We start from the raw sequence: 21,874 nt of genomic DNA, 5'->3' as shown, positions 1-21,874 counted from the left end.
GAATTCTGGCCATATCGATCCCTTTTTGGCCGCCGCCGCCGTTTTGTCGCGACCGCGCGCTGGGCAGAATCCCTCCACCAAGAACAAGAAACCTGCGAGGTCTCTCCATGCTGAGCGTCTACAGCGACGATCATCGTCTGCACTTCGGCCAGTCGGAACTGGTCGACGGCAAGCTGCAACCCTGTTTCGAAATGCCCAGCCGGGCCGACACCGTGCTGGCCCGGGTGAAGTCGCAGAACCTTGGCGAGGTGATCGCGCCGAAGGATTTCGGCCGCGAGCCACTGCTGCGCATCCACGACGCCGCCTACCTGGACTTCCTCCAGAGCGCCTGGGCCCGCTGGACCGCCGAAGGCCACAGCGGCGACCTGGTGTCCACCACCTTCCCCGGCCGCCGCCTGCGCCGCGACGGGCCGATCCCCACGGCGCTGATGGGCGAGCTGGGCTACTACAGCTTCGACACCGAGGCGCCGATCACCGCCGGCACCTGGCAGGCCATCTACAGCTCCGCCCAGGTCGCGCTGACCGCCCAGGAGCATATGCGCCAGGGCGCCCGCAGCGCCTTCGCTCTCTGCCGTCCGCCGGGCCATCACGCCGGTGGCGACTTCATGGGCGGCTACTGCTTCCTCAACAATGCCGCCATCGCCACCCAGGCGTTCCTCGACCAGGGCGCCCGGCGCGTGGCGATCCTCGATGTCGACTACCACCATGGCAACGGCACCCAGGACATTTTCTACCGCCGCGACGACGTGCTGTTCGCCTCGATCCATGGCGATCCGCGGGTCGAATACCCGTACTTCCTCGGCTACGCCGACGAGCGCGGCGAAGGCGCCGGCGAGGGCTGCAACCACAACTATCCGCTGGCCCACGGCAGCGGCTGGGACCTCTGGTCGGCGGCGCTCGACGACGCCTGCGTGCAGATCGCCGGCTACGCCCCGGATGCCCTGGTGATTTCCCTTGGCGTGGACACCTACAAGGAAGACCCGATCTCCCAGTTCAGGCTGGATTCGCCGGACTACCTGCGGATGGGCGAGCGCATCGCCCGGCTGGGCCTGCCGACCCTGTTCATCATGGAAGGCGGCTATGCGGTGGAAGCCATCGGCATCAACGCGGTCAACGTGCTGCAGGGCTACGAAGGCGCGGCCCGCTGAGGAGCGAAGCATGCAATCGACTCGCAAGCTGCTGGCCGGCCTCGCGCTGGCCGTTTCCGCCGGGCTGGTCCAGGCCGCGCCGGAAGTACGGATCTACAACTGGTTCGACTACATCGCCCCGGACACCCTGAAGAACTTCCAGGCGCAGACCGGCATCGCGCCGAAGTACGACGTCTACGACAGCAACGAGGTGCTCGAGGCCAAGCTGCTGTCCGGGCATTCCGGCTACGACCTGGTGGTGCCCAGCGACAGCTTCCTGCCCAACTACCTGAAGGCCGAGGTGTTCCAGCCGCTGGACAAGAGCAAGCTGCCGAACTGGAAGAACCTCAACCCGGCCCTGCTCAAGGTGCTCGCCGGCAAGGACCCCGGCAACCGCTACGTGATGCCCTACATGTGGGGCACCAACGGCATCGCCTACAACCTCGACAAGGTCCGCGCGGTGCTCGGCGACGATGCGCCGCTGGACTCCTGGGACCTGGTGTTCAAGCCGGAGAACCTGGCGAAGCTGCAACAGTGCGGCGTGGCCTTCCTCGACTCGCCCACCGAGGTGATCCCCGAGGTGCTGCACTATCTCGGCCTGTCGCCCAACAGCCACCAGCCGGAAGACTACCGCCGAGCCGAGGAGCACCTGGCGAAGCTGCGCCCGTACATCACCTACTTCAGTTCCTCGAAGTTCGTCAGCGACCTGGCCAACGGCAACGTCTGCGTGGCCATCGCCTGGTCCGGCGGAGCGATGCAGGCGGCCAACCGGGCCAGGGAAGCGAAGAACGGCATACGCATCGAGTACCGCATCCCGAAGGAGGGCGCCGCGGCCTGGTTCGACGTGCTGGCGATTCCGCGCGACGCGAAGAATGTCGAGCAGGCGCACGCCTTCCTCGACTACCTGCTGCGCCCGGAGGTAGTGGCGCCGATCTCCGACTACGTGGCCTACGCCAACCCGAACAAGGCGGCGGACGGCCTGATCTCGGCGGAGTTGCGCGACAACCCGAACGTCTACCCGCCGGAAGAAGTGCAGGCCAGGCTGTATTCGGTGGAAATGCTGCCGCCGAAGCTGGAGCGGCTGCGCACGCGGACCTGGAGCAGGATCAAGACCGGCAAGTGAGCGGCCGCGGCCAGATGGCGGGTTCGCAGGACGGATAGCGTCCCCCAGGCCAGGCCAGGCCAGGCAAGCAGGCCGGAACCGCCGCCCACGGCCCGCTGGAGGTCGCTTCCAGGCTTCGACCGGGCGCGCCGGCTTGTCCATAATGGCGCTGCCCGACGGTCGCCGCTGGCGGCCGCTTCCTTCCATGCCTGCCTGTGAGTCCGCCATGCGTAAGTCCGCCGATGCCTTCGCCTTCCAGACCATGCTGTTGCTCTGCGTGATCTGGGGCATCCAGCAGGTGACCATCAAGTGGGCGGCGACGGACATCGCGCCGGTGATGCAGGCGGCCATCCGTTCCGGCATCGCCGCCGCCCTGGTCGGCCTGCTGATGTGCTGGCGCGGCGGCTGGGAGGGCTTGCGCCAGGGCACCCTGGGCGCCGGCCTGCTGACCGGCACGCTGTTCGCCCTGGAGTTCCTGTTCATCGCCCTCGGCCTGCAATACACCACGGCTTCGCACATGTCGGTGTTCCTCTATACCGCGCCGATCTTCTCTGCCCTCGGGCTGCACTTCCTGCTTCCCAGCGAACGCCTGCGGCCCTTGCAGTGGCTGGGCGTGGCGGTGTGCTTCAGCGGCATCGCGGTGGCCTTCGGCGGAGGCCTGTCGTGGGCGGAAATGGATGGGCGGATGCTGCTCGGTGACGCCTTCGGCCTGCTCGCCGGGATGTCCTGGGGCGCGACCACGGTGGCAGTGCGCGGCACCCGGCTGTCCGAGGCACCGCCAAGCCTGACGCTGTTCTACCAATTGTTCGTGGCATGCGCCGGGTTATTGCTGATCGCTCTTTTCAGCGGCCAGCTCGGCGAGGTCCGCTGGACCCCGGTGAGCACCGCCAGCGTGCTGTTCCAGGGCGTGGTGGTGTCGTTCGCCAGCTACTTCTGCTGGTTCTGGCTGCTGCGTCGCTACCTGGCGAACAACCTGGCGATCTTCTCCTTCATGACCCCCCTGTTCGGCGTCACCTTCGGCGTATTGCTGCTGGGCGAGCCGCTCAGCCTGAACTTCGTCGCCGGCGCGGCGCTGGTCCTCGCCGGCATCACCCTGGTCAGCGGCGAGCAGTGGCTGCGACGCCTGCTGCGACGCTGAGCGAGTGCGGCCGGCGCAACAGCAGGCCGGCGAAGACCAGGCCGAGCCCGGCGAGCGCCAGCGCCGGTTGCAGGCCGCCGGCGAAATGCGTGCTGAGCGCCGCCAGCAGCGGGCCGAGCAACTGGCCGAGGGCGAAACCGGTGGTCAGTTGGCCGGCGTTGCGCTGCGGCGTATGCGGCGCCAGTTCGCGGGCGTATTGCATCACCAGTTGCATGCCGGCGAGGAACGGCAGGCCGGTCAGCACTACCCCCAGGGCCAGCCCGCCGATCCCCGGCAGCAGGCAGGCGAGCACGCCGAGGGCCTGTAGCCAGAGCGCGCCGACCAGCCAGCGGCGGGTGCCGTCCGGGCGCTGCCGGCGCAGGCTGATCAGCACTACCCCGGTGGCCGAGGCCAGGCCGAAGCAGGGCCAGAACAGGTCGGCCTGCCATTGCCCGTGGAAACGCGCCGCGGCCATCTGCGAGAGAAAGGTGGCCGGGATGATGTAGCCGAGGCCGACCAGTCCGTAGGCCCAGGTCAGGCGGCCGAGGCCGGCGTTCTCGCTTGCCGTGGCAGGCGCGTCGTGGCCGGCGCTGCGTGCGGCCGGGCGCGGCAGCAGCGGCAGGAGCATGAGGATCAGGACCAGCGCGAGGTCGGCGAAGAGCTTCCAGATGAACACCGAGTCCTGGCCCAGGGCGTTGCCCAATGCCGCCAGCAGGCCGGTGACCATCACCCCGATGCCGGGGCCGGCGAACACCAGCGCGCCCAGTCGGGCCCGACCGCTTTCCGCGGCGAGGCGCTGGCTGAGGGCGGTGACCATGATCAGTACCCAGGCGCTGGCCACGCCAAGACCGAAGCGCAGCAGCGCGTGCGGCCAGAAGCCCTCGGCCCAGACCGAGGCCAGGGTCAGGCCGAAGCAGGCCCATAGCCCGACCAGCAGGCGTAAGCGCGCCTGCCGCGCTTCGCGGGCGAACAGCGCGTCCAGCGCGCCGACCAGGTAGCCGAGGTAGTTGGCGGCGGCCAGCAGGCCGGCGCCGGTCAGGTCGAGCTGGCCTTCGCGGATCAGGTGCGGCAGTTGCGGGGTCAGGGAGAAGCGCCCGACCCCCATGGCGACCACCAGTGCCAGCAGGCAGGCGAGCAGGCCGACCAGCGGCGAACGAAGAAAATCACGGGACATGTGCGGATTCCTGCCGGGGGATGAATGGCAGCAGGTTAGGTCTTGCGGCAATTCTGTAAAAATGAATAATCGTGAATTACTTGTTCTGTTTTGGAGAATTAGTCGTGGAGTTCGGCCAGTTGAGGATTTTCCAGGCGGTCGCCGAGGAAGGCTCCATCGCCCGCGCCGCCGAACGCCTGCACCGGGTGCCGTCGAACCTGTCGACGCGCCTGCGGCAACTGGAGGAACAGCTTGGCGTCGACCTGTTCCTCCGCGAACGCCAGCGCCTGCAACTGTCGCCGGCCGGCAAGGTCCTGCTGGACTACGCCGCGCGGCTGTTCGCCCTGCAGGAGGAGGCGCGCGCGGCGGTGCAGGGGGGCGAACCGGTGGGCGACTTCGCCCTCGGCTCGATGTACAGCACCGCGGCGATCCACCTGCCGCCGCGCCTGGCGGAATACCACCGGCGCTATCCGGCGGTGAACCTGCAATTGCAGACCGCGCCCAGCGGCGAGCTGGTCGAGTCGCTGCTGGGCGGGCGCCTGGATGCCGTGCTGGTGGACGGCCCGCTGGACTTCGACGGTCTGGAGGGCCTGCCGATGTTCGAGGAGCGCATGGTGCTGGTCACCGAGAATGGCCACCCGCCGGTGCGCGGTCCCGAGGATGTGGCCGGCAGCGCGGTGATCGCCTTCCGCCCGCGCTGCTCCTATCGCCTGCTGCTGGAGTCCTGGTTCGCCAGCGCGCGGGTGAGCATGGGCCGGGTGATGGAGATCGAGTCCTACCACAGCATGCTGGCCTGCGTGGTGGCCGGCGGCGGGGTGGCGCTGATGCCGGTGTCGATGCTGCAAAGCCTGCCGGGGCGGGAGTCGGTGGCGGTGCATGCGCTGGCCGAACCGTTCGCCCGGGCGAATACCTGGCTGGTCTGGCGCAAGGGCATGGTCGGCGCCAACCTGAAGGCCTGGATCGGTCTCCTGCAAGGGCGAGAATCGGCGTTGGCTTGATTCAGGTCAGGGTCCGGGGCCGGTTTCCCGCAGTAAAGTTGTTTCCAAGGACGGAGTGGAACGTGCGGAGAGTGGGACGCCGGTCTACTCTTTCCTAGGGCGACCTGACTTGTCAGGTCGCCCGATTCTCCTTCCCTTGGACAAGGGGCCTGTCATGAAACTCTGGCTGCAAAACCTGGCGTGGCAACTCGGTGTCGCCCTTGGCCTGATCGAGCCCCCGCGCATGCAACCCATCCCGGTGGAAAACGACGAGCAACGCCGGCGCCTCGCCGCGCGGCAACGTCGCTGAGCCGGTTCCCCGACGCTCTGGCCTCCGCCTGCGGCGCTGGCCAGAGTCCCGGTTTTGGTCTATCGATCGTGGTTCCTGAACCAGGCGACGATCATTTCCCGCAAACGCTCCCCGGAAAAGCTCGCGAAATGCCCGCCATGCACGGTGCGCACCGGTAGCTCGCGCAGGCGCGCGAGGCTGGAGGCATAGTCGTCGAGGTTGGAATGATAGGCGTCCTCGACCAGCGGACCGTCGTAGACGATGTCGCCGGAAAACAGCGTCTGTGTAGCCGCTTCCCACAGGCTGATGCCGCCCGGCGAGTGCCCGGGCGTGTGCAGCACCTGCAGCACGCGGTCGCCGAGATCGAGCACGTCGCCTTCGTCGATCAGTCGGGTCGCCGGCGCTGCTCGCACCCGGTATTCGGCGTAGCACAGCGGGCACTCCGGATGCGCCTCGAACATCTCGTCGCCAACATAGGCGCGCGCCAGGGTGTTGTCGCCGTCCGGCGCGGCGAGGATCTCCGCCTCGGCCGGATGCGCCAGGCGCTCGGCGAATTCGTGGTGGCCGGCGATATGGTCGAAGTGGGTGTGGCTGGCCACCGCCAGCAGCGGTCGTTCGGTGAGCCAGGGCAGTTGCTCGCGCAGGCTGACCAGACCGGAGCCGCTGTCCACCAGCACGTCGCGCTCGCGGCCCTGGACATGCCACATGTTGCAGCGATAGAAGGGGCGCACGTAGGGCTCGTGGATCAGGCTGATACCGTTGTAGAAGTGCCGGGTTTCGAACCAGCGGTCGCGGCTGACGATTCTCATCGCGGTCTCTGTCGGTGGAAAGGCTATCCCAGAAGGATAGGCGTTCAGGGTATGACCTTGCCCGGGTTGAACAGCCCGCTGGGGTCGAGCAGTTCCTTGATCTGCGCCATCAGCGCGAGCTTCAGCGGATCGGCGTAGCGTCCCAGGGCTTCCTTCTTCTCCAGGCCGATGCCGTGCTCGGCGGAGATCACGCCAGCGCATTCGCCCAACTCGCCGTAGAGGATTTCCTCCACCGCCTGGTGCAGCGGCAGCAGCGGGACGTCGGCGGCGAGCATGACGTGCAGGTTGCCGTCGAGGAAATGGCCGAAGAGGAAGACCTGCATGCCCTTCACCAGGTCGTCCAGGCGCCGCCGGATGCGCTCGACGTAGCCGGCCAGGGCCGGCACCGGGAGCGATACGTCGAAGGACAGGCTGTCGACGCCGGCGTGGATGGCCGCGTCGGAGTCTTCGCGCAGGCGCCAGATGGCCAGGCGCTGGGTTTCGTTGGCGGCGAGCAGGGCGTCTTCCACCAGCCCGTCCTCGAAGCAGTCTTCCAGCAGGGCGGTGAGCGCCTCGCCGGCATCCAGGTGGCGGTCCTCGGCCAGTTCCACCAGCAGGTAGAGAGGGCAGGGCGCCAGGCTCGGCGCGCTGTCGCCCATGGGTGCGGCGGTGCATTGCAGGTAGTCGTGCCAGAGGATCTCGCAGGCGAACAGGCGTTCGGCGTGCTCGCGGCGCAGGCGCGCGGCGATGGTGATCGCCGCGTCGACGTCGGGCAGGCCGAGCAGGGCGGTGGCGCCGGGACGCTGCAACGGCTCCAGGCGCAGTACCGCACGGGTGACGATGCCGAGGGTGCCTTCGGCGCCGACGAACAACTGCTTGAGGTCGTAGCCGGTGGTGTTCTTCAGCAGCCCGCGCAGGTCGCTGTAGACGCTGCCGTCGGCGAGTACCGCTTCCAGGCCGAGCACGCGCTGGCGCATGGTGCCGAAGCGGAAGGCGCGGATGCCGCCGGCGTTGGTCGCGACCAGCCCGCCGATGCTGGCGCTGCCGCGCGCGGCGAGATCGATGCCGGGGTCGAGTCCGGCATCGGCGGCCAGCGCCTGGGCCTGTTCGAGGGTTACGCCGGCGTCGAGGTCGAGGGTCTGGCTGGCCGCATCCAGCCGATGTATGCGGTTCAGCCTGCGCAGCGAGAGCAGCACGTCGCCGGCTTGCGCGGCGCCGCCGCCGACCAGGCCGGTGAGTCCGCCCTGGGGTACCAGGGCGCGTCCTGCCTGGCGGCACAGACGCACCACGGCGGCGACTTGGTCGGTGCTTTCCGGCAGGACCAGGAAGCTTCCGGCGAGGTTCTGCGGATGGTAGCCGGGGTCCTGCCCGGCGAGCGCGGCACTGTCGCGCACGCCACGGGCGCCGAGGATCTCGCAGAGGGATCGGTAGAGTTCGGAATCGTCCATGGCGGGCTCCGGGTCAGGGATGGAAGGGCGCGGCTTGCAGCACCTCGACGATCAGCGGACGGTCCGCCGGGGCGCCGCGCAGCAGTTCGCGCAGGTGCTCGAGATCGCGCGCGCGTTCGGCGGCGCAGCCGAAGCCGCGGGCGATGGCGAGGAAGTCCGGGGTGTAGATATCGACCCCGAGCGGAGTGATCTCGCGCCGCTCCATGTAGCGCTTGATCTCGCCATAGCCGTGGTTGTTCCACAGCAGCACGACGATGCCGACCTTGGCTTCCACCGCGCTGGCCAGTTCCGGCAGGGTGAACTGCAGGCCGCCATCGCCCATCAGGCTGACCACCGGGCGTCCCGGCTCACCGAGCTTGGCGCCGATGGCGGCGGGCAGGCCATAGCCGAGGGTGCCGTAGCCGGTGGAGGCGTTGAACCAGCGGCGCGGCTCGTCGAGATCGACCAGGTGGTTGCCGCTGTAGACGGTCTGGGTCGAATCGCCGACGAAGCGGGCGTCCGGCCACTCGGCCAGGATCGCGGCGAACAGCTGGCGATAGTGCGACCAGCCGGCGAAGTCTTCGGCCAGGCGCTGGCGCACGGCGGCGGCGCGCCGGGCCCCGGGGCTGTCCGGCGAGGCCTCGCCGCCCGGCAGTTCGGCCAGCAGCACGCGCATGGCCAGCCGGGCGTCGCTGTGGATGGCCAGGCTCGGCGTGTAGTTGCGCATCAGTTGCTGCGGGTCGATGTCGATGCGGATCAACTCGCCATCGAGGGCGAAGCCGCCGTCGAACACCACGTCGTAGTCGGTTTCGCCCAGCTCGGTGCCGATGGCCAGCACCACGTCGGCCTCGGCGGCCAGCTCGCGTACCGGCACGCAGGACTGGTTGCTGCCCAGCAGCAGCGGGTGGTCGGCCGGTAGCAGGCCCTTGGCGTTGATCGTCAGGGCGGTCGGCGCGTCCAGCGCGGCGGCCAGGGCACGCGCTTCGGCGGCGGCGTCGACGCAGCCGCCGCCGAGCAGCAGCAGTGGCTTCTTCGCGTTGCGCAGGCGCGCCGCGGCCTCGCGCAAGGGCGCGAGGGCCGGCGCCGGGCGGCTGGTGACGGTGCGTGGGCGCAGGGCCAGGTGTTCGGCGGGCGCGGTGATGACGTCGAGCGGCAGCTCGATGTGCACCGGCCGCGGCCGCTCGCTGTCGAACACGGCGAAGGCGCGGGCGAGCACCGCCGGCAGCTCCTCGGCGCTCATCAGGGTATGGCTGAAGGCGCAGACGTTGCCTACCAGGTTGCGCTGGTTCGGCAGCTCGTGCAGGTAGCCGTTGCCGTGGGCCAGGCGCGCGCGTTCGTTGACGCTGGAGATCACCAGCATCGGAATCGAGTCGGCGTAGGCCTGGGCCATGGCGGTGAGGATGTTGGTCATCCCCGGGCCGGTGATGATGAAGCACACGCCGGGCCTGCCGGTGACCCGTGCGTAGCCGTCCGCCATGAAGCCGGCGCCCTGCTCGTGGCGCGGGGTGACATGGCGGATACGGCTGCCGGGCAGGCCGCGATAGAGCTCTACGGTATGCACGCCGGGGATGCCGAAGACGGTCTCGACGCCCCAGGCTTCGAGTTGCTTGACGAGGAATTCGCCGCAGGTGGTCATGGCCGTTCCTTTTTCATGTTCTCGGGAATGGAAAAGGCGAGGGAAAGTCCCTCGCCTGTCGGGGTTGTGCCTGGTTCAGGCGGCGCTGGCGACACCCGTCGGGCGCCGCGAGAACAGGCTGACCAGGACGAAGCTGAGCAGGCCGACCGCCAGGCTGTAGTAGATCGGCGTATTGGCGTCGAGGCCATCCTTGATCATGAACACCAGCACGGTAAGGAAGCCCAGGGTCATGCTGGTGATGGCGCCGGCGGTGGTGGCGCGCTTCCAGTAGATCGCGCCGATCAGCGGGATCAGCATGCCGCCTACCAGCAGGTTGTAGGCCACGGTCAGGGCGCTGATCACGTCGCTGACCACCAGGGCGATGCCGAGCACTACCAGGCCCAGCAGCAGGGTCGCGATGCGGTTCTCGTGCACGTCGCCGTTGTCGGACTGGCCGCGGCCGCGTCGCAGGCGCGGCAGCAGGTCCTGGGTGACGGTGGTGGACGCCGCCAGCAGGCCGGCGCTGGCGGTGGACATCAGCGCCGCCAGGGCGGCGGCGATGACCAGGCCGCGGATGCCGTTCGGCAGGCTGTGCTCGACCACACTGGCGAAGGCGTTGTTGACGTTCTCCAGGTCCGGCAGCAGGACCTTGGCGGCCATCCCGATCAGCGCCCCGGCCATGCCGTAGAGCACGCAGTAGATACCGGCGGCGGAGCCGGCGACCTTGGCCACGGTCTCGCTGCGGGCGGTGAACACCCGCTGCCAGATGTCCTGGCCGATGAAGATGCCGAAGAAGTAGATCAGGAAGTAGGTGACGATGGTGTCCCAGCCGATCGCGGTGAAGTCGAAGTAGCTGGCCGGCAGCTTGGCTACCAGGGCGTCCCAGCCGCCGGCGTCGTTGATCGACAGCGGCATCAGCAGGAACACCAGGCCGACGGTCATGATCAGGAACTGCACGATGTCGGTCAGGGTCAGCGACCACATGCCGCCGATGGTGGAGTAGAGCACCACGACGCCGCCGCCGATCAGGATCGAGACCCAGAACGGCAGGCCGAACAGGACCTGCATGACGGTGCCGATGGCGATGGTCGAGGTGGCGCCGATCATCAGTGCGTAGACCAGCATGATCAGGGCGCTGGCGTGGCGCGCGGCGGGGTTGTAGCGACGCTCCAGGACCTGGGTGACGGTGTAGATCTTCAGCTTCAGCAGCGGCTTGGCCAGGAACAGGCTGAGGCCGACGATGCCGAGGCCGATCGCGCCGCACAGCCAGAAGCCGGAGATGCCATGGACGTAGCCCAGGCGCACGGTGCCGATGGTGGAGGCGCCGCCGAGGACGGTGGCGGCCATGGTTCCCAGGTAGAAGCCGGGGCCGAGGTTGCGGCCGGCCACCAGGTAGTCGTCGCGGGTCTTGGCGCGGCGCATGCCGTACCAGCCCAGCGCGATCATGCCCGCGGCGTAGATCAGAACGACGAATATGTCGAGGGCCATATCAGGTCTCCCAAGTTTCTCATTGTCATTGTTGTATCCGGCGAGGCGCCGGAAGCGCGGGACGCTGGCGTCCCGCCGTGTGTGTACCCCACCTCAGGCGGTGGCTATCGCCGGTGCCCTCCGCGTGCCGTGCGCGCGCACCCAGCGCGGTCCTCGCGGGCCATAGACGCAAGGCGGTTCCGGGAACAGGCGCAGCAGTGCCAGGTAGAGCAGGGCGGCCAGGCCGAGGGCGACCGGCAGGCTGAGGTCGATGCCGCCGGCCAGTTCGCCGAGCGGACCGACGAATTGCCCCGGCAGGTTGACGAAGGCCAGGCCGGCTGCCGCGCTGGGAATCCAGGCACCCATTCCGCGCCAGTTCCAGCCGTGCTCGAACCAGTAGGCGCCGCCGCGCTGGCCGCGGGTGAACACCTGCAGGTCGTCCGGGCGGTAGAAGCCGCGACGGGTCAGCAGGCCGATCAGCATGATCACCATCCACGGGGTGGTGCAGGTGACGATCAGCACGGCGAAGGTAGAGACGCTCTGCACCAGGTTGAAGGCGAAGCGGCCGACGAAGATGAAGCCGATCGAGGCGACCCCGATCAGCACCGTGGCCTGCACCCGCGAGAGCAGGCGCGGGAACACGCTGGACATGTCCAGCCCGGTGCCGTACAGCGAAGTGGTGCCGGTGGACATGCCGCCGATCACCGCGATCAGGCATACCGGCAGGAAGAACCAGCCGGGAGCGATGGCCAGCAGGCCGCCGACGTAGTTGTTGGCAGCGATGTAGTCCGGCGCGCGGACGGCGACGATGGTCGCGGTGGCGAGGCCGAACAGGAAGGGAACCAGGGTCGCCAGCTGCGCGCCGATCACCGCCAGCATGATCCGTGCCTGCGAGGTCTGGCGCGGGATGTAGCGGGCCCAGTCGCCCAGGAAGGCGCCGAAGGAGATCGGGTTGCTCATGGCCAGCAGGGTGGCGCCGATGAAGGCGGCCCAGAAGCCCGGCTGGCCGAGCTGCACGCTGCCGGCGTAGGCGGCGTCGAAGGGGCCGGCGAAGGCGAACAGGCCGAGCAGGAACAGCAGGCTGGCGGCCCACACGGCGATCCTGTTGACCAGCAGCATGAAGCGGAAGCCGTAGATGCATACGGTCAGCACCAGCACGGCGAACAGGCCGTAGGCCAGGCCCAGGTTCAGTTCGCTCTCTTCCAGGCCGACCAGGCGCCGGGCGCCGCCGACCAGGGCATCGCCGGAACTCCACACCGAGAGCGAGAAGAAGGCGATGGCGGTCAGCAGCGAGAGGAAGGAGCCGACGATGCGCCCGTGCACGCCGAAGTGCGCGCCGGAGGAGACCGCGTTGTTGGTGCCGTTGAGCGGGCCGAACAGGCCCATCGGGGCGAGGATCAGCGCGCCCAGCGTGACGCCCAGCAGGATCGCCCACAGCCCGGCCTGGAAGGACAGCCCGAAGAGCACCGGAAAGCTGCCGAGCACGGCGGTGGCGAAGGTATTGGCGCCGCCGAAGATCATGCGGAACAGATCGACCGGCGTGGCGTTGCGTTCGTGGTCGGGAATCTGTTCGACCCCGAAGGTTTCGATGCGTGTGATTGCGTGTTGGTTATTGTTGTTATCCATGACGTTCTCCCGGGAGAGCTAGCTAGTCGATGGCAGGTACTCCGGCATCGCCGACAAGTGCTCATGGCAGGCCAGCCAACGGCCTTCTTGTTGTTCTAGGCGGAACAGGATGGTTTCCCGTTCCCGGTTCAGGCTTTCCGTTCCCTGGAGGCGCAGCCGGGTGGCGACATCGTGGCTGAAGATCGCCAGGTCGCCTTGCAGGCTGACGCAGGTATTGCTGGATTCGCACGCCAGCACTTCGAAGCCGTCCTCGCGTCGCCAGCGCTCCCACAACTTGCGGTAGGCCGCGCGCGAGCGCAGCGGCTGAGGCCAGTTGTGGAAGATGAAGCTGGCGTCCTCGCTGAAGGCGGCGAAATAGGCCTCGGCATCGTTGCGGGCGAAGGCCGCCACCAGTCGGCGGGCGGCCTCCAGCACCTGTTCGACGCGGTCGTCGGTCATGGTCGCGCTACGGCTCAGCGACGCGCCACGCCCGGGAGGACGCAGAGCATTTCATAGAGCAGATTGGCGCCCAGCAACGAAGTGTTGCCGGTGGTGTCGTAGGGCGGCGAGACTTCGACCAGGTCGCAGCCGATCAGGTCCAGGCCCTGGCAGCCGCGGATGATTTCCATCGCCTGGATGGTGGTCAGGCCGCCGATTTCCGGGGTGCCGGTGCCGGGCGCCCAGGCCGGGTCGATGCCGTCGATGTCGAAGCTCAGGTAGACGGGGCCGCCGCCGACCTTCTCGCGGACCTCGGCCATCAGCGGCTCCAGCGACTTGTGCCAGCACTCCTCGGCCTGCACCACGCGGAAGCCCTGCTTGCGGCTCCAGTTGAAGTCCTCGGCGGTGTAGCCCTGGGCGCGCAGGCCGATCTGCACAACACGGTCGCAATCCAGCAGGTCTTCTTCCACCGCGCGGCGGAAGGTGGTGCCGTGGGCGATCTTCTCGCCGAACATGTGGTCGTTGACGTCGGCGTGGGCGTCGACGTGGACCAGGCCGACCTTGCCGTGCTTCTTCTTGATCGCGCGGAGGATCGGCAGGGTGATGGTGTGGTCGCCGCCGAGGGTCAGCGGGAGGATGCCGTGACCGAGGATGCGGTCGTATTCCTGCTCGATGATGCGCACGGCTTCCAGCAGGTTGAAGGTGTTGATCGCGACGTCGCCGATGTCCGCCACGTTCAGCGAGTCGAAGGGGGCGGCGCCGGTGGCCATGTTGTAGGGACGGATCATCACCGATTCGGCGCGGATCTCGCGGGGGCCGAAGCGGGTACCGGAGCGCAGGGAGGTGCCGATGTCGAGGGGCACGCCGACGAAGGCGGCATCGAGGGCGTCGAGTTCGGCGGGGGACTGGACATGGGGCAGGCGCATCATGGTGGCGATGCCGCCGAAGCGGGGCATTTCATTGCCGCCCAGGGGCTGGTGGAGATTCTTGTCCACGGGGTGGCCTCACGGTCGTTGTGGTTGTTTTAGGGGTCGGACGGATTCTCTTCACAGCCGGTAGCGAGTCAAATCGCTGGCTACAAATAATCAGTTCAGAGATTTCTAAACTAACGGCGAAGCGGCTAGACTTCGCCGCCGAGCCCGGACGGCGGCCTTTGCCTCGGCCTGCTGTCCGAAATCCTCGCCCGCAAACCGGAGTCGCCGTGTCCAACGCCTTGCCCGACCTGCGCCTGTTGCGCATCTTCGCCGCGGTGGTGCGCCACCAGGGCTTCGCCGCCGCCCAGCAGGAGTTGAACCTGTCGACCTCGGCGATCAGCACCTACATGAGCCAACTGGAGAACCAGCTCGGCATCGTGCTCTGCCACCGTGGCCGCGGTGGCTTCAGCCTGACCAGCAAGGGCGAGCTGTTCCACCAGGAAACCTTGCGCATCCTCGGCGAACTGGAAGGCTTCGAACGCTACGCGCTGGCGTTGAAGGGCGAGCTGCGCGGCACCCTGAACCTCGGCGTGCTCGATTCCACGGTGAGCGACCCGGCGCTGCCGCTGGCCGAGGTGATCGGCGCCTTCAGCCGCGAACACCCGGCGGTTCACCTGCACCTGCTGGTGCAGAGCCCCTACGAACTGCAACTGAGCGTGCTGGAGAACCGCCAGGACCTGGCTATCGGCGCCTTTTCCAGTCGCATGAACGGACTGGTCTACCAGCCGCTGTACCGCGAACAGCACTGGCTGTACTGCAGCGACCGGCATCCGCTGTTCGACGGGCGGAGAATTCCCGCCGATCTGATCACCCAGCAACGCATGGTCGGCCGCGGCTACTGGAGCCAGGCCGAGCTGGCCCGGCACGGATTCAAGCACAGCGCGGGAACGGTGGAGAGCATGGAGGCGCAACTGATCCTGATCCTTTCCGGCGGCTACATCGGTTACCTGCCGGAGCACTACGCCCACCCGTGGGTCGAGCAGGGGCGCCTGCGCGCCCTGCTGCCGGCGACCTTCGGCTACCAGGCGCCATTCTCCCTGATCCTCCGTCGCGGCCGCTCGCGCGAGCCGCTGATCCAGGCCTTCCGCGACCAGTTGCGGACGCAGATGAGCCTGGCCTGAGCCCTAGAGATCGGCGTTGAGGGTGCGCGAGAACTGCTGCACCGCTTCTACCACCTTGTGCGTGCTCTCGCGGATGCCGAGGATCGCCGCGCCGGCCTCGTTGGCCAGCTCCACGCCGCGCCGCGCCTGTTCCTGGCTGTGCTGCATGTCGTCGATGACGCTGCGGGTGCCGGTCTGGATGCGACCGATCATGTCGGCGATCTCCTTGGTCGACTTGCTGGTGCGTTCCGCCAGTTGCCGCACCTCGTCGGCCACCACGGCGAAGCCGCGACCCTGGTCGCCGGCGCGGGCGGCCTCGATGGCGGCATTGAGGGCGAGCAGGTTGGTCTGCTCGGCGATCTCGCGGATGGTGTTGACGATCGAGGTGATCTGTTGCGAGTGCTGTGACAGTTCGCCGATGTTCAGCGAGGAAGCATCCAGGGTATTCGCGATCTTGAGCATTTCCTCCACCGCGCTCTGGATGATCAGCGCGCCGTGTTCGGCGACCGTGCGGGTCTCGGTGGACAGGGTATGGGCCTGGTGGGCGTTGTCCGCCTCGGCCTGGTAGCGGCGCATGCGGTCGCTGACATCGCTGGCGAACTTGACCACCTTGTAGAGCTTGCCGTCGGCGTCGTAGACCGGGTTGTAGCTGGCTTCCAGCCAGACCGGCTGGCCGTTGCGGTGGACCCGGCGGAACTGCCCGGTGACGTACTCGCCGCGGTTCAGGCGGCGCCAGAGGTCGGCGTACTGCGGGCCGTCGCGGTAGCCCGGTTCGCAGAACTGACGGTGGTTGGCGCTGGCCAGCTCGGCTCGGCCATAGCCCATGGTGGCGAGGAAGTTGTCGTTGGCCGCGAGGACATTGCCGTCGAGGTCGAACTCGATCATCGCCATCGAGCGGGACAGGGCATCCAGCTTGCTCTGCATCTCGTGTTCCTGGTGGACGATGGCATCGATGTCGCTGGCGTACTTGACCACCTTCAGCAGTCGACCCTGCCCGTCGCGTACGGGGTTGTAGGTGGCTTCCAGCCAGAGTGGCCGGCCCTCGCGGGTAATGCGCTTGCAGCGGCCGGAAAAGTGTTCGCCGCGCCGCAGGCGTTCCCAGAAGCGCCGGTAGTCTTCCGATTGCGCGTAGGCGCCGTCGCAAAGCTGGCGATGCGGTTTGCCGAGGATCTCGTCGCGGCGGTAGCCCAGCAGGGTCAGGAAATTCTCATTGGCATCGGTGATATTGCCGTCCGGATTGAACTCCACGCGCGCCATGGAGCGGTCCAGGGCCGCCATGTGCAGGCGCTCGGCGGCGAGTTGCTGTTGCAAGTCGGCGTTCATCTGTCGGTACTTGCGAGTGAACATGAGAAAAATCCTTGGATAGAGAGAGGGGCTCATCCTGTCTTCGGCGCCGATGGGCGGGAGTTGAGAGGGTGGGACGATTGTATTTTTTCATCGAACGACAAAATTCGTCGTTATTCTTAATGGGTGAAACAAATTACCGCCATTCGTCGGAAATATGACGTTTTTGCGAGTGAGAGGAAGCCCCTCCGCCTGTGGCACACTGGGCCCCTTCCAGGAGTCGTCCCATGCCACGTATCCGCTGCGAGCGTTGCGCTCGCCCCGCCAGCCATTGCCTCTGCGCGCTGATTCCCTCCTTGCCGTCGCGTACGCGGGTGCTGGTCCTGCAGCACCCCAGCGAGGTCGGGCACGCGTTGAATACCGCAGGATTGGCCGTCCTCGGCTTGTGCAATGCGGAGCTGCGGGTTGGCGAGCGTTTCGCCGAGGAGACCTGGCGGGTACCGGGCTACCGGGCCTGCCTGCTGTTTCCCGGCGAGCAGGCGCGTGCGCTGGCAGAGATGGCCGCCGAGGCCGCCGGCGAGCCCCTCCTGCTGGTGGTGCCGGACGGCACCTGGCGCAAGGCGCGCAAGCTCCTGCACCTGAACCCGGCCCTGGCGGCCCTGCCGCGGGTGAGCCTGGCCGAAGGCATGGCGTCGCGTTATCGCCTGCGCAAGGCGCCGGGAGAGGGCGCGCTGTCGACCATCGAAGCAATCGCTGCGGCGCTCGACGAACTGGAGGCGCCGCGTACCCACGAAGCCTTGCTGAAACCCTTCGATGCCCTGATCGAGGGGCAGATCGCGGCGATGGGCGAGGACACCTATCGGCGCAACCATCTCAGCCAGGAGCGCCGCCGCCGATAGCGGTCGAGCAGTTCCGGGATTGCCGTTTCGCGCCAGAACTCCGGGCTGACCATGCCGCTGGACATGCCGCCGTGGGCGTGGCGCGCGAGGTAGATCAAGGCATCGTATTCCAGCGGATGGCCGCTGAGGCGCTCGAAGGTCTCGCCGAGCAGGTGTTCCAGGGCCGCTGCGGAAGCCGGCCAGGACGCGTCCGCCAGTTGCCCGGCCATTTCCTGCCAGAGGTAGGGGTCGCCACGGCCGCCCCAGCGCGAGGGTTCCTGTTCGAAGAGTTCGGAGATGCGCGGTCTGGCCATGTCGGTCGGTCGTGTCTGTCGGAAACGAAAAGTATGCCCGATTGGCAGGGCCGCATGGGCGGAGTAGACTGCCGCGGTCTTTCCTTCCGTACGAGGTGTTCGTCCGATGCGCAATTGATGCTGCCGTGTCTGCACGGCCGGTTTTCCGTCCCTGGCCCGAGGGCCCGGGGGAATGCATGGCATCAAGGGGGTATCCATGACGAATACGTCGACCCTGACGCTCGATGGCGTCTCTTTCCAGCTGCCGGACGGCAGCCTTCTGTTTTCCGATCTCGACGAAACCTTCGACACCCGGCACACCGGGCTGGTGGGACGCAACGGCGTCGGCAAGTCGCTGCTCGCGCGCCTGCTCGCCGGACACTTGCAGCCGTCCAGCGGCAGCGTCCGGCGCCAGGGGCGCGTGCGCTACCTGGCGCAGCAGCTCGAACCGGCCGACTACCCGACCGTCGCCGATCTGGCCGGCGTCCGCCCATGGCTGGAGGCGCTGGCGCGGATCGAGGCGGGTAGCCTCGACGCCGCCGACTACGAATGCCTGGGCGAGCGCTGGGACATCCGCCAACGCCTGGCCGACGCCCTGGCCGCCGAGGGGCTCGGCCATCTCCGCGCGGATACCCCGAGCGAACGCCTGAGCGGCGGCGAATGCATGCGCGTAGCGCTGCTCGGCGCATTCCTCGACGACGCCGACTTCCTCATCCTCGACGAACCGAGCAACCCTCTCGACGGGCCGGCGCGCGCCTTGTTGCGGGCGCGGCTGGCGGCCTGGGACGGCGGCCTGCTGCTGGTCAGCCATGACCGCGAACTGCTCGAGGGCATGCAGCGGATCGTCGAGCTGTCGACCCTCGGCCTGCGCAGCTATGGCGGCGGCTATTCCTTCTACGCGCAGAGCCGGGAGGAGGCGCGCGAGGCCGCCGAGCGCCGCCTGGACCAGCGTCGTCTGGAGCGCAAGCGGCAGACCCTGGCCATGCGCGAACAGCAGCAGCGCCAGGAGCGGCGCCAGGCCAGCGGCCGGCGCGAAGGCAAGACGGCGAACCAGGCGAAGATCCTGCTCGGTGGGTTCAGGGAACGTAGCGAGGTCAGCGCCGGCAAGCTGCGCAATGCCCACCAGGCGGAGCGCGAGCGCCTCGACCGCGAGGTGCGCGAGGCTGCCCGGGAGGTCGAGGAGGCGTCGCCGCTGCTGCTCGATTCGCCCGATGCCGAACTGGCGGCGCAGCGCCGGATCGTCGAGTTGAAGGGCGCGGTCCTGCCGCATCTGCGCGGGCCGTTGCGCGAAATCGACCTGCTCCTGAGCGGTCCGCGACGGCTGGCGCTGGTCGGCCCGAACGGCAGCGGCAAGTCGACCCTGCTGCGGCTGCTGGCCGGGCAACGGGCGCCGCTGGCGGGAACCTGCGCGGTGACGGTGGGCGCCGCCTATCTCGACCAGCGGCTGAGCGTGCTGGACCACGGGCGAGGCGTGCTGGAGCAGTTGCTGGAGGTCAATCGCAGTCGCGGCGAAAGCTGGCTGCGCACGCGCCTGGCGCAACTCGGCTTGCCGGCTGAACGGCTCGCCCAGCCGTGCGCGACGCTGAGCGGCGGCGAACGCCTGAAGGCGGCCCTGGCCCTGGTGCTCTACGCCGACCGGCCGGCGCAGCTGCTACTGCTCGACGAACCGGACAACCACCTCGACCTGGCTGCGCGGCAGGCCCTGGAAAGCATGCTCGGGCAGTACCGTGGGGCCTTGCTGGTGGTGTCCCACGACCCGGTGTTTCTCCGCCACCTGGCGCTGGATGGCGAACTGCGGGCTACTGCCGCGGGTTGGCGCCTGGAGGACCGATGAGCTGGCCATCCGCCGCGACCTGCAGGAGGCTGACTCCGCCGTGGCTGAAACCGATGGCGAGGAGTTTGTCGCTGACTGCCAGGCACAGCGGTATGGCGTCTGCCGTGCGGTAGCGCCAGCGACATTCGCCGCTGGCGAGGTCGCGTACCTCGACCTGACCATCGACCAGCGCCAGTGCGATCCATTGTCCGCCGGGCAACGGCGCGAAGGCGCTGACCTGGGCGGACAGGGTCGCGCCCCAGAGCGTGCCGCGGCTCTCCAGGTCGTAGCAGGTCAGGCGCTGGGTACCGTAGGCGTGATGCGGCGAGTTGTAGACCTTGGCGTTGAGCAGCAGGCGATTGCCCAGCAGGCAGCCGTGCAGGTTGTTGAAGTGCTCCGGGTGGCGCTCCAGGCGTAGCACTTCGCGGGTCTTGAAGGTCTGCGGGTCGAGGCGGAACAGGCCCTTGTCCTGGTGCTGCTCCGGCGGATTGCCGGCCAGGTAGAAGAAGGCTTCGCCACGGTCGATGCGCAGATGGTGGTTGAACAGGTCGTAGTGTCCGAGACGGCGCCTGTGGATGATCCGGCCGGCCGGGTCGAGCACGAGGTCTTCCAGGTCTTTGCCCTCGAGGGCGATCTGGCGGGCGAGAAAACCGCCTTGGGCGGATTGCGCCAGCAGATGGCGGCAGTCGCTCAGGAGCAGCGGTTGTCCCGGTGTCAGCGGCACCTTGAACAGTCGCTGGGCGGCATACCCGAGTTGCAGATTGACCAGCAGGCTGTCGTCGGTGGCGTTATGGAAGACCTGCAGGCACTGGCCCCGTTCGGCCAGTTCGAAGCTGCGCAGGCTGTCGTCGGCCAGATTCCAGAGCTCGAGCCGGGGGTTGGCGCGGGCGATGGCCAGGCGTTGGCCGTCGAGAAAGCACAGGTCCCACACCGGTGGACGATGCAGGAACCGCCGATCTTTGCCCAGGGCGAGGTTTTCCAGGATCGGCAGCGCTGCTTCGCGTTGTGTCGAGGCAGGGTAGAGGGCCCAGTCGAAGGGCAGGCGGGTGCCGGGCAGGTCGTCCAGCACCAGTGGGGCGTCGACCGGAAAGGCTAGCGAATGGCGCTGGCGGAACAACGGTCGGTCCTCCAGGTCGTCGCTGGGGGCGACGGTGAAGGTCAGGCGCCGGCCGTCGTCCTCGAAGTCGCAGGCGAGCACTTCGCGGTTGTCGGCGAGCAGCGATTGGGTCTTGCCGCTCGCGTAGTCCCAGGCCAGCAGACCGCCTTCGAAGAAGGCGCCGCCGTCGTAGCGTCCGCCGCCGATCACCAGTACGGGCCGGCTCGGGTGCCAGGCGATGGCGTTGAGCGGAAAGCCCAGGTCCGGCAGGACGGCGATGCATTCGAGGTCGCCGCCGCGGTACAGGCGCAGGCTCTGTTCGTAGACGTCGAGCTGTCGGCCCGGGTGTTGCCCATGAAAGGCGCTGGCCACCGCAAGGAGCGCGCCGCCGGGAGCCTGGAACACGGCGTAGGGCTCGCCGATGTCGGCGAAGGCGCAAGCGGGCAGCCTGCGGCCGGAAGGAAGCGGGGAGTTGGGCATGGGCGATACCGGGAAAAAGAGTCGGGCGCAGTGTCGTTCATTCGTCGTTTCGGGAAAAGCATGGGAAGAGCGGCTGTTCCGACCGGTCGTTTTCTTCTAGGATGGCGCTCCCTTCCTCCCTCGTCGCCGCCGCTGTGCACCGTCCATGCGTTGATTCGCGCCACGGGCATCCAGGCGACGAACCTCAGCGTGGCGCCCGGCCTGGCGGTCGCGGCTGCCTTTCGTTCTACCTGGAATCTTTCGGATAAAGGAATCCAGCATGCACATTCGCAAGCGCGTCGACGCCGACAACACGGCATTGGTCGACCTGTGGGAACGTTCCGTCCGCGCGACCCACGACTTTCTCAGTGAAGCGGACATCGTCGAGCTTTACCCACAGGTCCGCGACCTGTACCTGCCGGCCGTCGAGGTCTGGGTGCTGGTCGACGACGACGGCGTGGCCCAGGGCTTCATCGGCCTAAACCAGGCGCATGTCGAGATGCTCTTCGTCGAACCCGGGCTGCGCGGCCGGGGTATCGGCCGACGCCTGCTCGATCATGCGCGGGCGACCTGGCCGCGCCTGAGCGTCGATGTCAACGAGCAGAACCCGCAGGCCTGCGGCTTCTATCGACACTATGGGTTCCGCCAGACCGGCCGCTCCGCGACCGACTCGGCGGGGCGGCCGTTCCCGCTGCTGCACATGAGCCTGTAGGAGGACGCGGCACCTCGCCCTGTGGAGCGAGGTGCCGCGCAACATCCGGAAAAGTTTTCCCCGGCCAGATGCTTTCAACTGCAAGCATCCGTTTGAGACAGGTCAAACGTTGCGGCGCAGGCCTGCCCGATAGTTCTGTTCATCAGAACGAGGCGCAGGA

20 protein-coding genes are annotated in these 21,874 nt (G+C 67.9%); 9 read left to right on the top strand and 11 right to left on the bottom strand.

The window, feature by feature from the left end; all coding sequences use genetic code 11:
* Window positions 1-107 precede the first annotated feature (107 nt).
* From aphA to AT700_RS18150, 3 genes are all read left to right on the top strand, one after another.
* Window positions 108-1,148 carry an acetylpolyamine amidohydrolase AphA gene (aphA, locus tag AT700_RS18160; protein ID WP_048521173.1) on the top strand — a complete coding sequence of 347 codons (1,041 nt, stop codon included), beginning with the start codon at window positions 108-110 and terminating at the stop codon, window positions 1,146-1,148.
* Window positions 1,149-1,158: 10 nt separating this feature from the next.
* The gene (locus AT700_RS18155; protein ID WP_003162348.1) at window positions 1,159-2,250 is read left to right on the top strand and encodes an extracellular solute-binding protein; all 1,092 of its coding nucleotides are present in this window, start codon (window positions 1,159-1,161) and stop codon (window positions 2,248-2,250) included.
* Between the two features lie 205 nt (window positions 2,251-2,455).
* Window positions 2,456-3,367: a DMT family transporter gene (locus tag AT700_RS18150; RefSeq protein ID WP_003105419.1), complete on the top strand. Its 912-nt coding sequence runs from the start codon at window positions 2,456-2,458 to the stop codon at window positions 3,365-3,367.
* Here AT700_RS18150 and AT700_RS18145 read toward each other — a convergent pair.
* Entirely contained in the window at window positions 3,327-4,520 is a 1,194-nt protein-coding gene (locus tag AT700_RS18145) for an MFS transporter (RefSeq protein WP_003105421.1), read from the bottom strand. The genes AT700_RS18150 and AT700_RS18145 overlap by 41 nt on opposite strands.
* A gap of 104 nt (window positions 4,521-4,624) precedes the next feature.
* Between AT700_RS18145 and ptrR the strand changes: the two genes are divergently transcribed.
* Together ptrR and AT700_RS30455 are read left to right on the top strand one after the other, a co-directional pair.
* Window positions 4,625-5,497, top strand: coding sequence for a putrescine utilization regulator PtrR (ptrR, locus tag AT700_RS18140; protein ID WP_003082949.1), 873 nt, complete (start codon window positions 4,625-4,627; stop codon window positions 5,495-5,497).
* A gap of 154 nt (window positions 5,498-5,651) precedes the next feature.
* On the top strand, window positions 5,652-5,786 hold the full coding sequence (locus AT700_RS30455; protein ID WP_003087006.1) for a PA1414 family protein: 135 nt from the start codon (window positions 5,652-5,654) through the stop codon (window positions 5,784-5,786).
* Window positions 5,787-5,845: 59 nt separating this feature from the next.
* Here AT700_RS30455 and AT700_RS18135 read toward each other — a convergent pair whose 3' ends face one another.
* The 7 genes from AT700_RS18135 to speB form a co-directional block, all read right to left on the bottom strand.
* Window positions 5,846-6,574 carry an MBL fold metallo-hydrolase gene (locus AT700_RS18135; protein WP_003118669.1) on the bottom strand — a complete coding sequence of 243 codons (729 nt, stop codon included), beginning with the start codon at window positions 6,572-6,574 and terminating at the stop codon, window positions 5,846-5,848.
* A gap of 44 nt (window positions 6,575-6,618) precedes the next feature.
* On the bottom strand, window positions 6,619-8,001 hold the full coding sequence (locus tag AT700_RS18130) for an FAD-binding oxidoreductase (RefSeq protein ID WP_023117508.1): 1,383 nt from the start codon (window positions 7,999-8,001) through the stop codon (window positions 6,619-6,621).
* Window positions 8,002-8,014: 13 nt separating this feature from the next.
* Complete coding sequence (locus AT700_RS18125; RefSeq protein ID WP_048521172.1) at window positions 8,015-9,616, bottom strand: 5-guanidino-2-oxopentanoate decarboxylase; 1,602 nt, start codon at window positions 9,614-9,616, stop codon at window positions 8,015-8,017.
* A 75-nt stretch (window positions 9,617-9,691) separates the two neighbouring features.
* Window positions 9,692-11,083, bottom strand: coding sequence for a sodium:solute symporter (locus AT700_RS18120; RefSeq protein ID WP_003100479.1), 1,392 nt, complete (start codon window positions 11,081-11,083; stop codon window positions 9,692-9,694).
* A gap of 93 nt (window positions 11,084-11,176) precedes the next feature.
* Window positions 11,177-12,688 (bottom strand): purine-cytosine permease family protein, encoded by a 1,512-nt coding sequence (locus AT700_RS18115; protein ID WP_003112429.1) that lies wholly within the window; start codon window positions 12,686-12,688, stop codon window positions 11,177-11,179.
* 18 nt (window positions 12,689-12,706) lie between these two features.
* Window positions 12,707-13,126: a YybH family protein gene (locus AT700_RS18110; protein ID WP_003112430.1), complete on the bottom strand. Its 420-nt coding sequence runs from the start codon at window positions 13,124-13,126 to the stop codon at window positions 12,707-12,709.
* 14 nt (window positions 13,127-13,140) lie between these two features.
* Window positions 13,141-14,100, bottom strand: coding sequence for an agmatinase (gene speB, locus AT700_RS18105; RefSeq protein WP_048521171.1), 960 nt, complete (start codon window positions 14,098-14,100; stop codon window positions 13,141-13,143).
* Between the two features lie 206 nt (window positions 14,101-14,306).
* On the opposite strand from speB, the gene AT700_RS18100 reads away from it, so the two are divergent.
* Window positions 14,307-15,200, top strand: coding sequence for a LysR family transcriptional regulator (locus AT700_RS18100; RefSeq protein ID WP_003082969.1), 894 nt, complete (start codon window positions 14,307-14,309; stop codon window positions 15,198-15,200).
* Between the two features lie 3 nt (window positions 15,201-15,203).
* Here the strand turns inward: AT700_RS18100 and bdlA are convergent, their stop codons facing one another.
* The gene (gene bdlA / locus AT700_RS18095; RefSeq protein WP_073669035.1) at window positions 15,204-16,457 is read right to left on the bottom strand and encodes a biofilm dispersion protein BdlA; all 1,254 of its coding nucleotides are present in this window, start codon (window positions 16,455-16,457) and stop codon (window positions 15,204-15,206) included.
* Window positions 16,458-16,750: 293 nt separating this feature from the next.
* On the opposite strand from bdlA, the gene AT700_RS18090 reads away from it, so the two are divergent.
* The gene (locus AT700_RS18090; RefSeq protein ID WP_003082973.1) at window positions 16,751-17,362 is read left to right on the top strand and encodes a tRNA-uridine aminocarboxypropyltransferase; all 612 of its coding nucleotides are present in this window, start codon (window positions 16,751-16,753) and stop codon (window positions 17,360-17,362) included.
* Here the strand turns inward: AT700_RS18090 and AT700_RS18085 are convergent.
* Window positions 17,320-17,655, bottom strand: coding sequence for a hypothetical protein (locus AT700_RS18085; RefSeq protein WP_003100463.1), 336 nt, complete (start codon window positions 17,653-17,655; stop codon window positions 17,320-17,322). The two genes, AT700_RS18090 and AT700_RS18085, sit on opposite strands and share 43 nt — an antisense overlap.
* A 196-nt stretch (window positions 17,656-17,851) precedes the next feature.
* On the opposite strand from AT700_RS18085, the gene AT700_RS18080 reads away from it, so the two are divergent.
* Window positions 17,852-19,468: an ATP-binding cassette domain-containing protein gene (locus tag AT700_RS18080; RefSeq protein WP_073650823.1), complete on the top strand. Its 1,617-nt coding sequence runs from the start codon at window positions 17,852-17,854 to the stop codon at window positions 19,466-19,468.
* Here AT700_RS18080 and AT700_RS18075 read toward each other — a convergent pair.
* Window positions 19,434-21,023, bottom strand: coding sequence for a hypothetical protein (locus AT700_RS18075; RefSeq protein WP_003100461.1), 1,590 nt, complete (start codon window positions 21,021-21,023; stop codon window positions 19,434-19,436). The two genes, AT700_RS18080 and AT700_RS18075, sit on opposite strands and share 35 nt — an antisense overlap.
* A 259-nt stretch (window positions 21,024-21,282) precedes the next feature.
* Between AT700_RS18075 and AT700_RS18070 the strand changes: the two genes are divergently transcribed.
* Window positions 21,283-21,714 carry an acetyltransferase gene (locus AT700_RS18070; RefSeq protein WP_003082981.1) on the top strand — a complete coding sequence of 144 codons (432 nt, stop codon included), beginning with the start codon at window positions 21,283-21,285 and terminating at the stop codon, window positions 21,712-21,714.
* The last annotated feature ends 160 nt before the right edge of the window (window positions 21,715-21,874 follow it).

This window comes from Pseudomonas aeruginosa (assembly GCF_001457615.1).
Taxonomy (GTDB): domain Bacteria; phylum Pseudomonadota; class Gammaproteobacteria; order Pseudomonadales; family Pseudomonadaceae; genus Pseudomonas; species Pseudomonas aeruginosa.
Note: the sequence above shows the minus strand (reverse complement) of the source record. Positions and strands in the feature narration are given on the sequence as shown.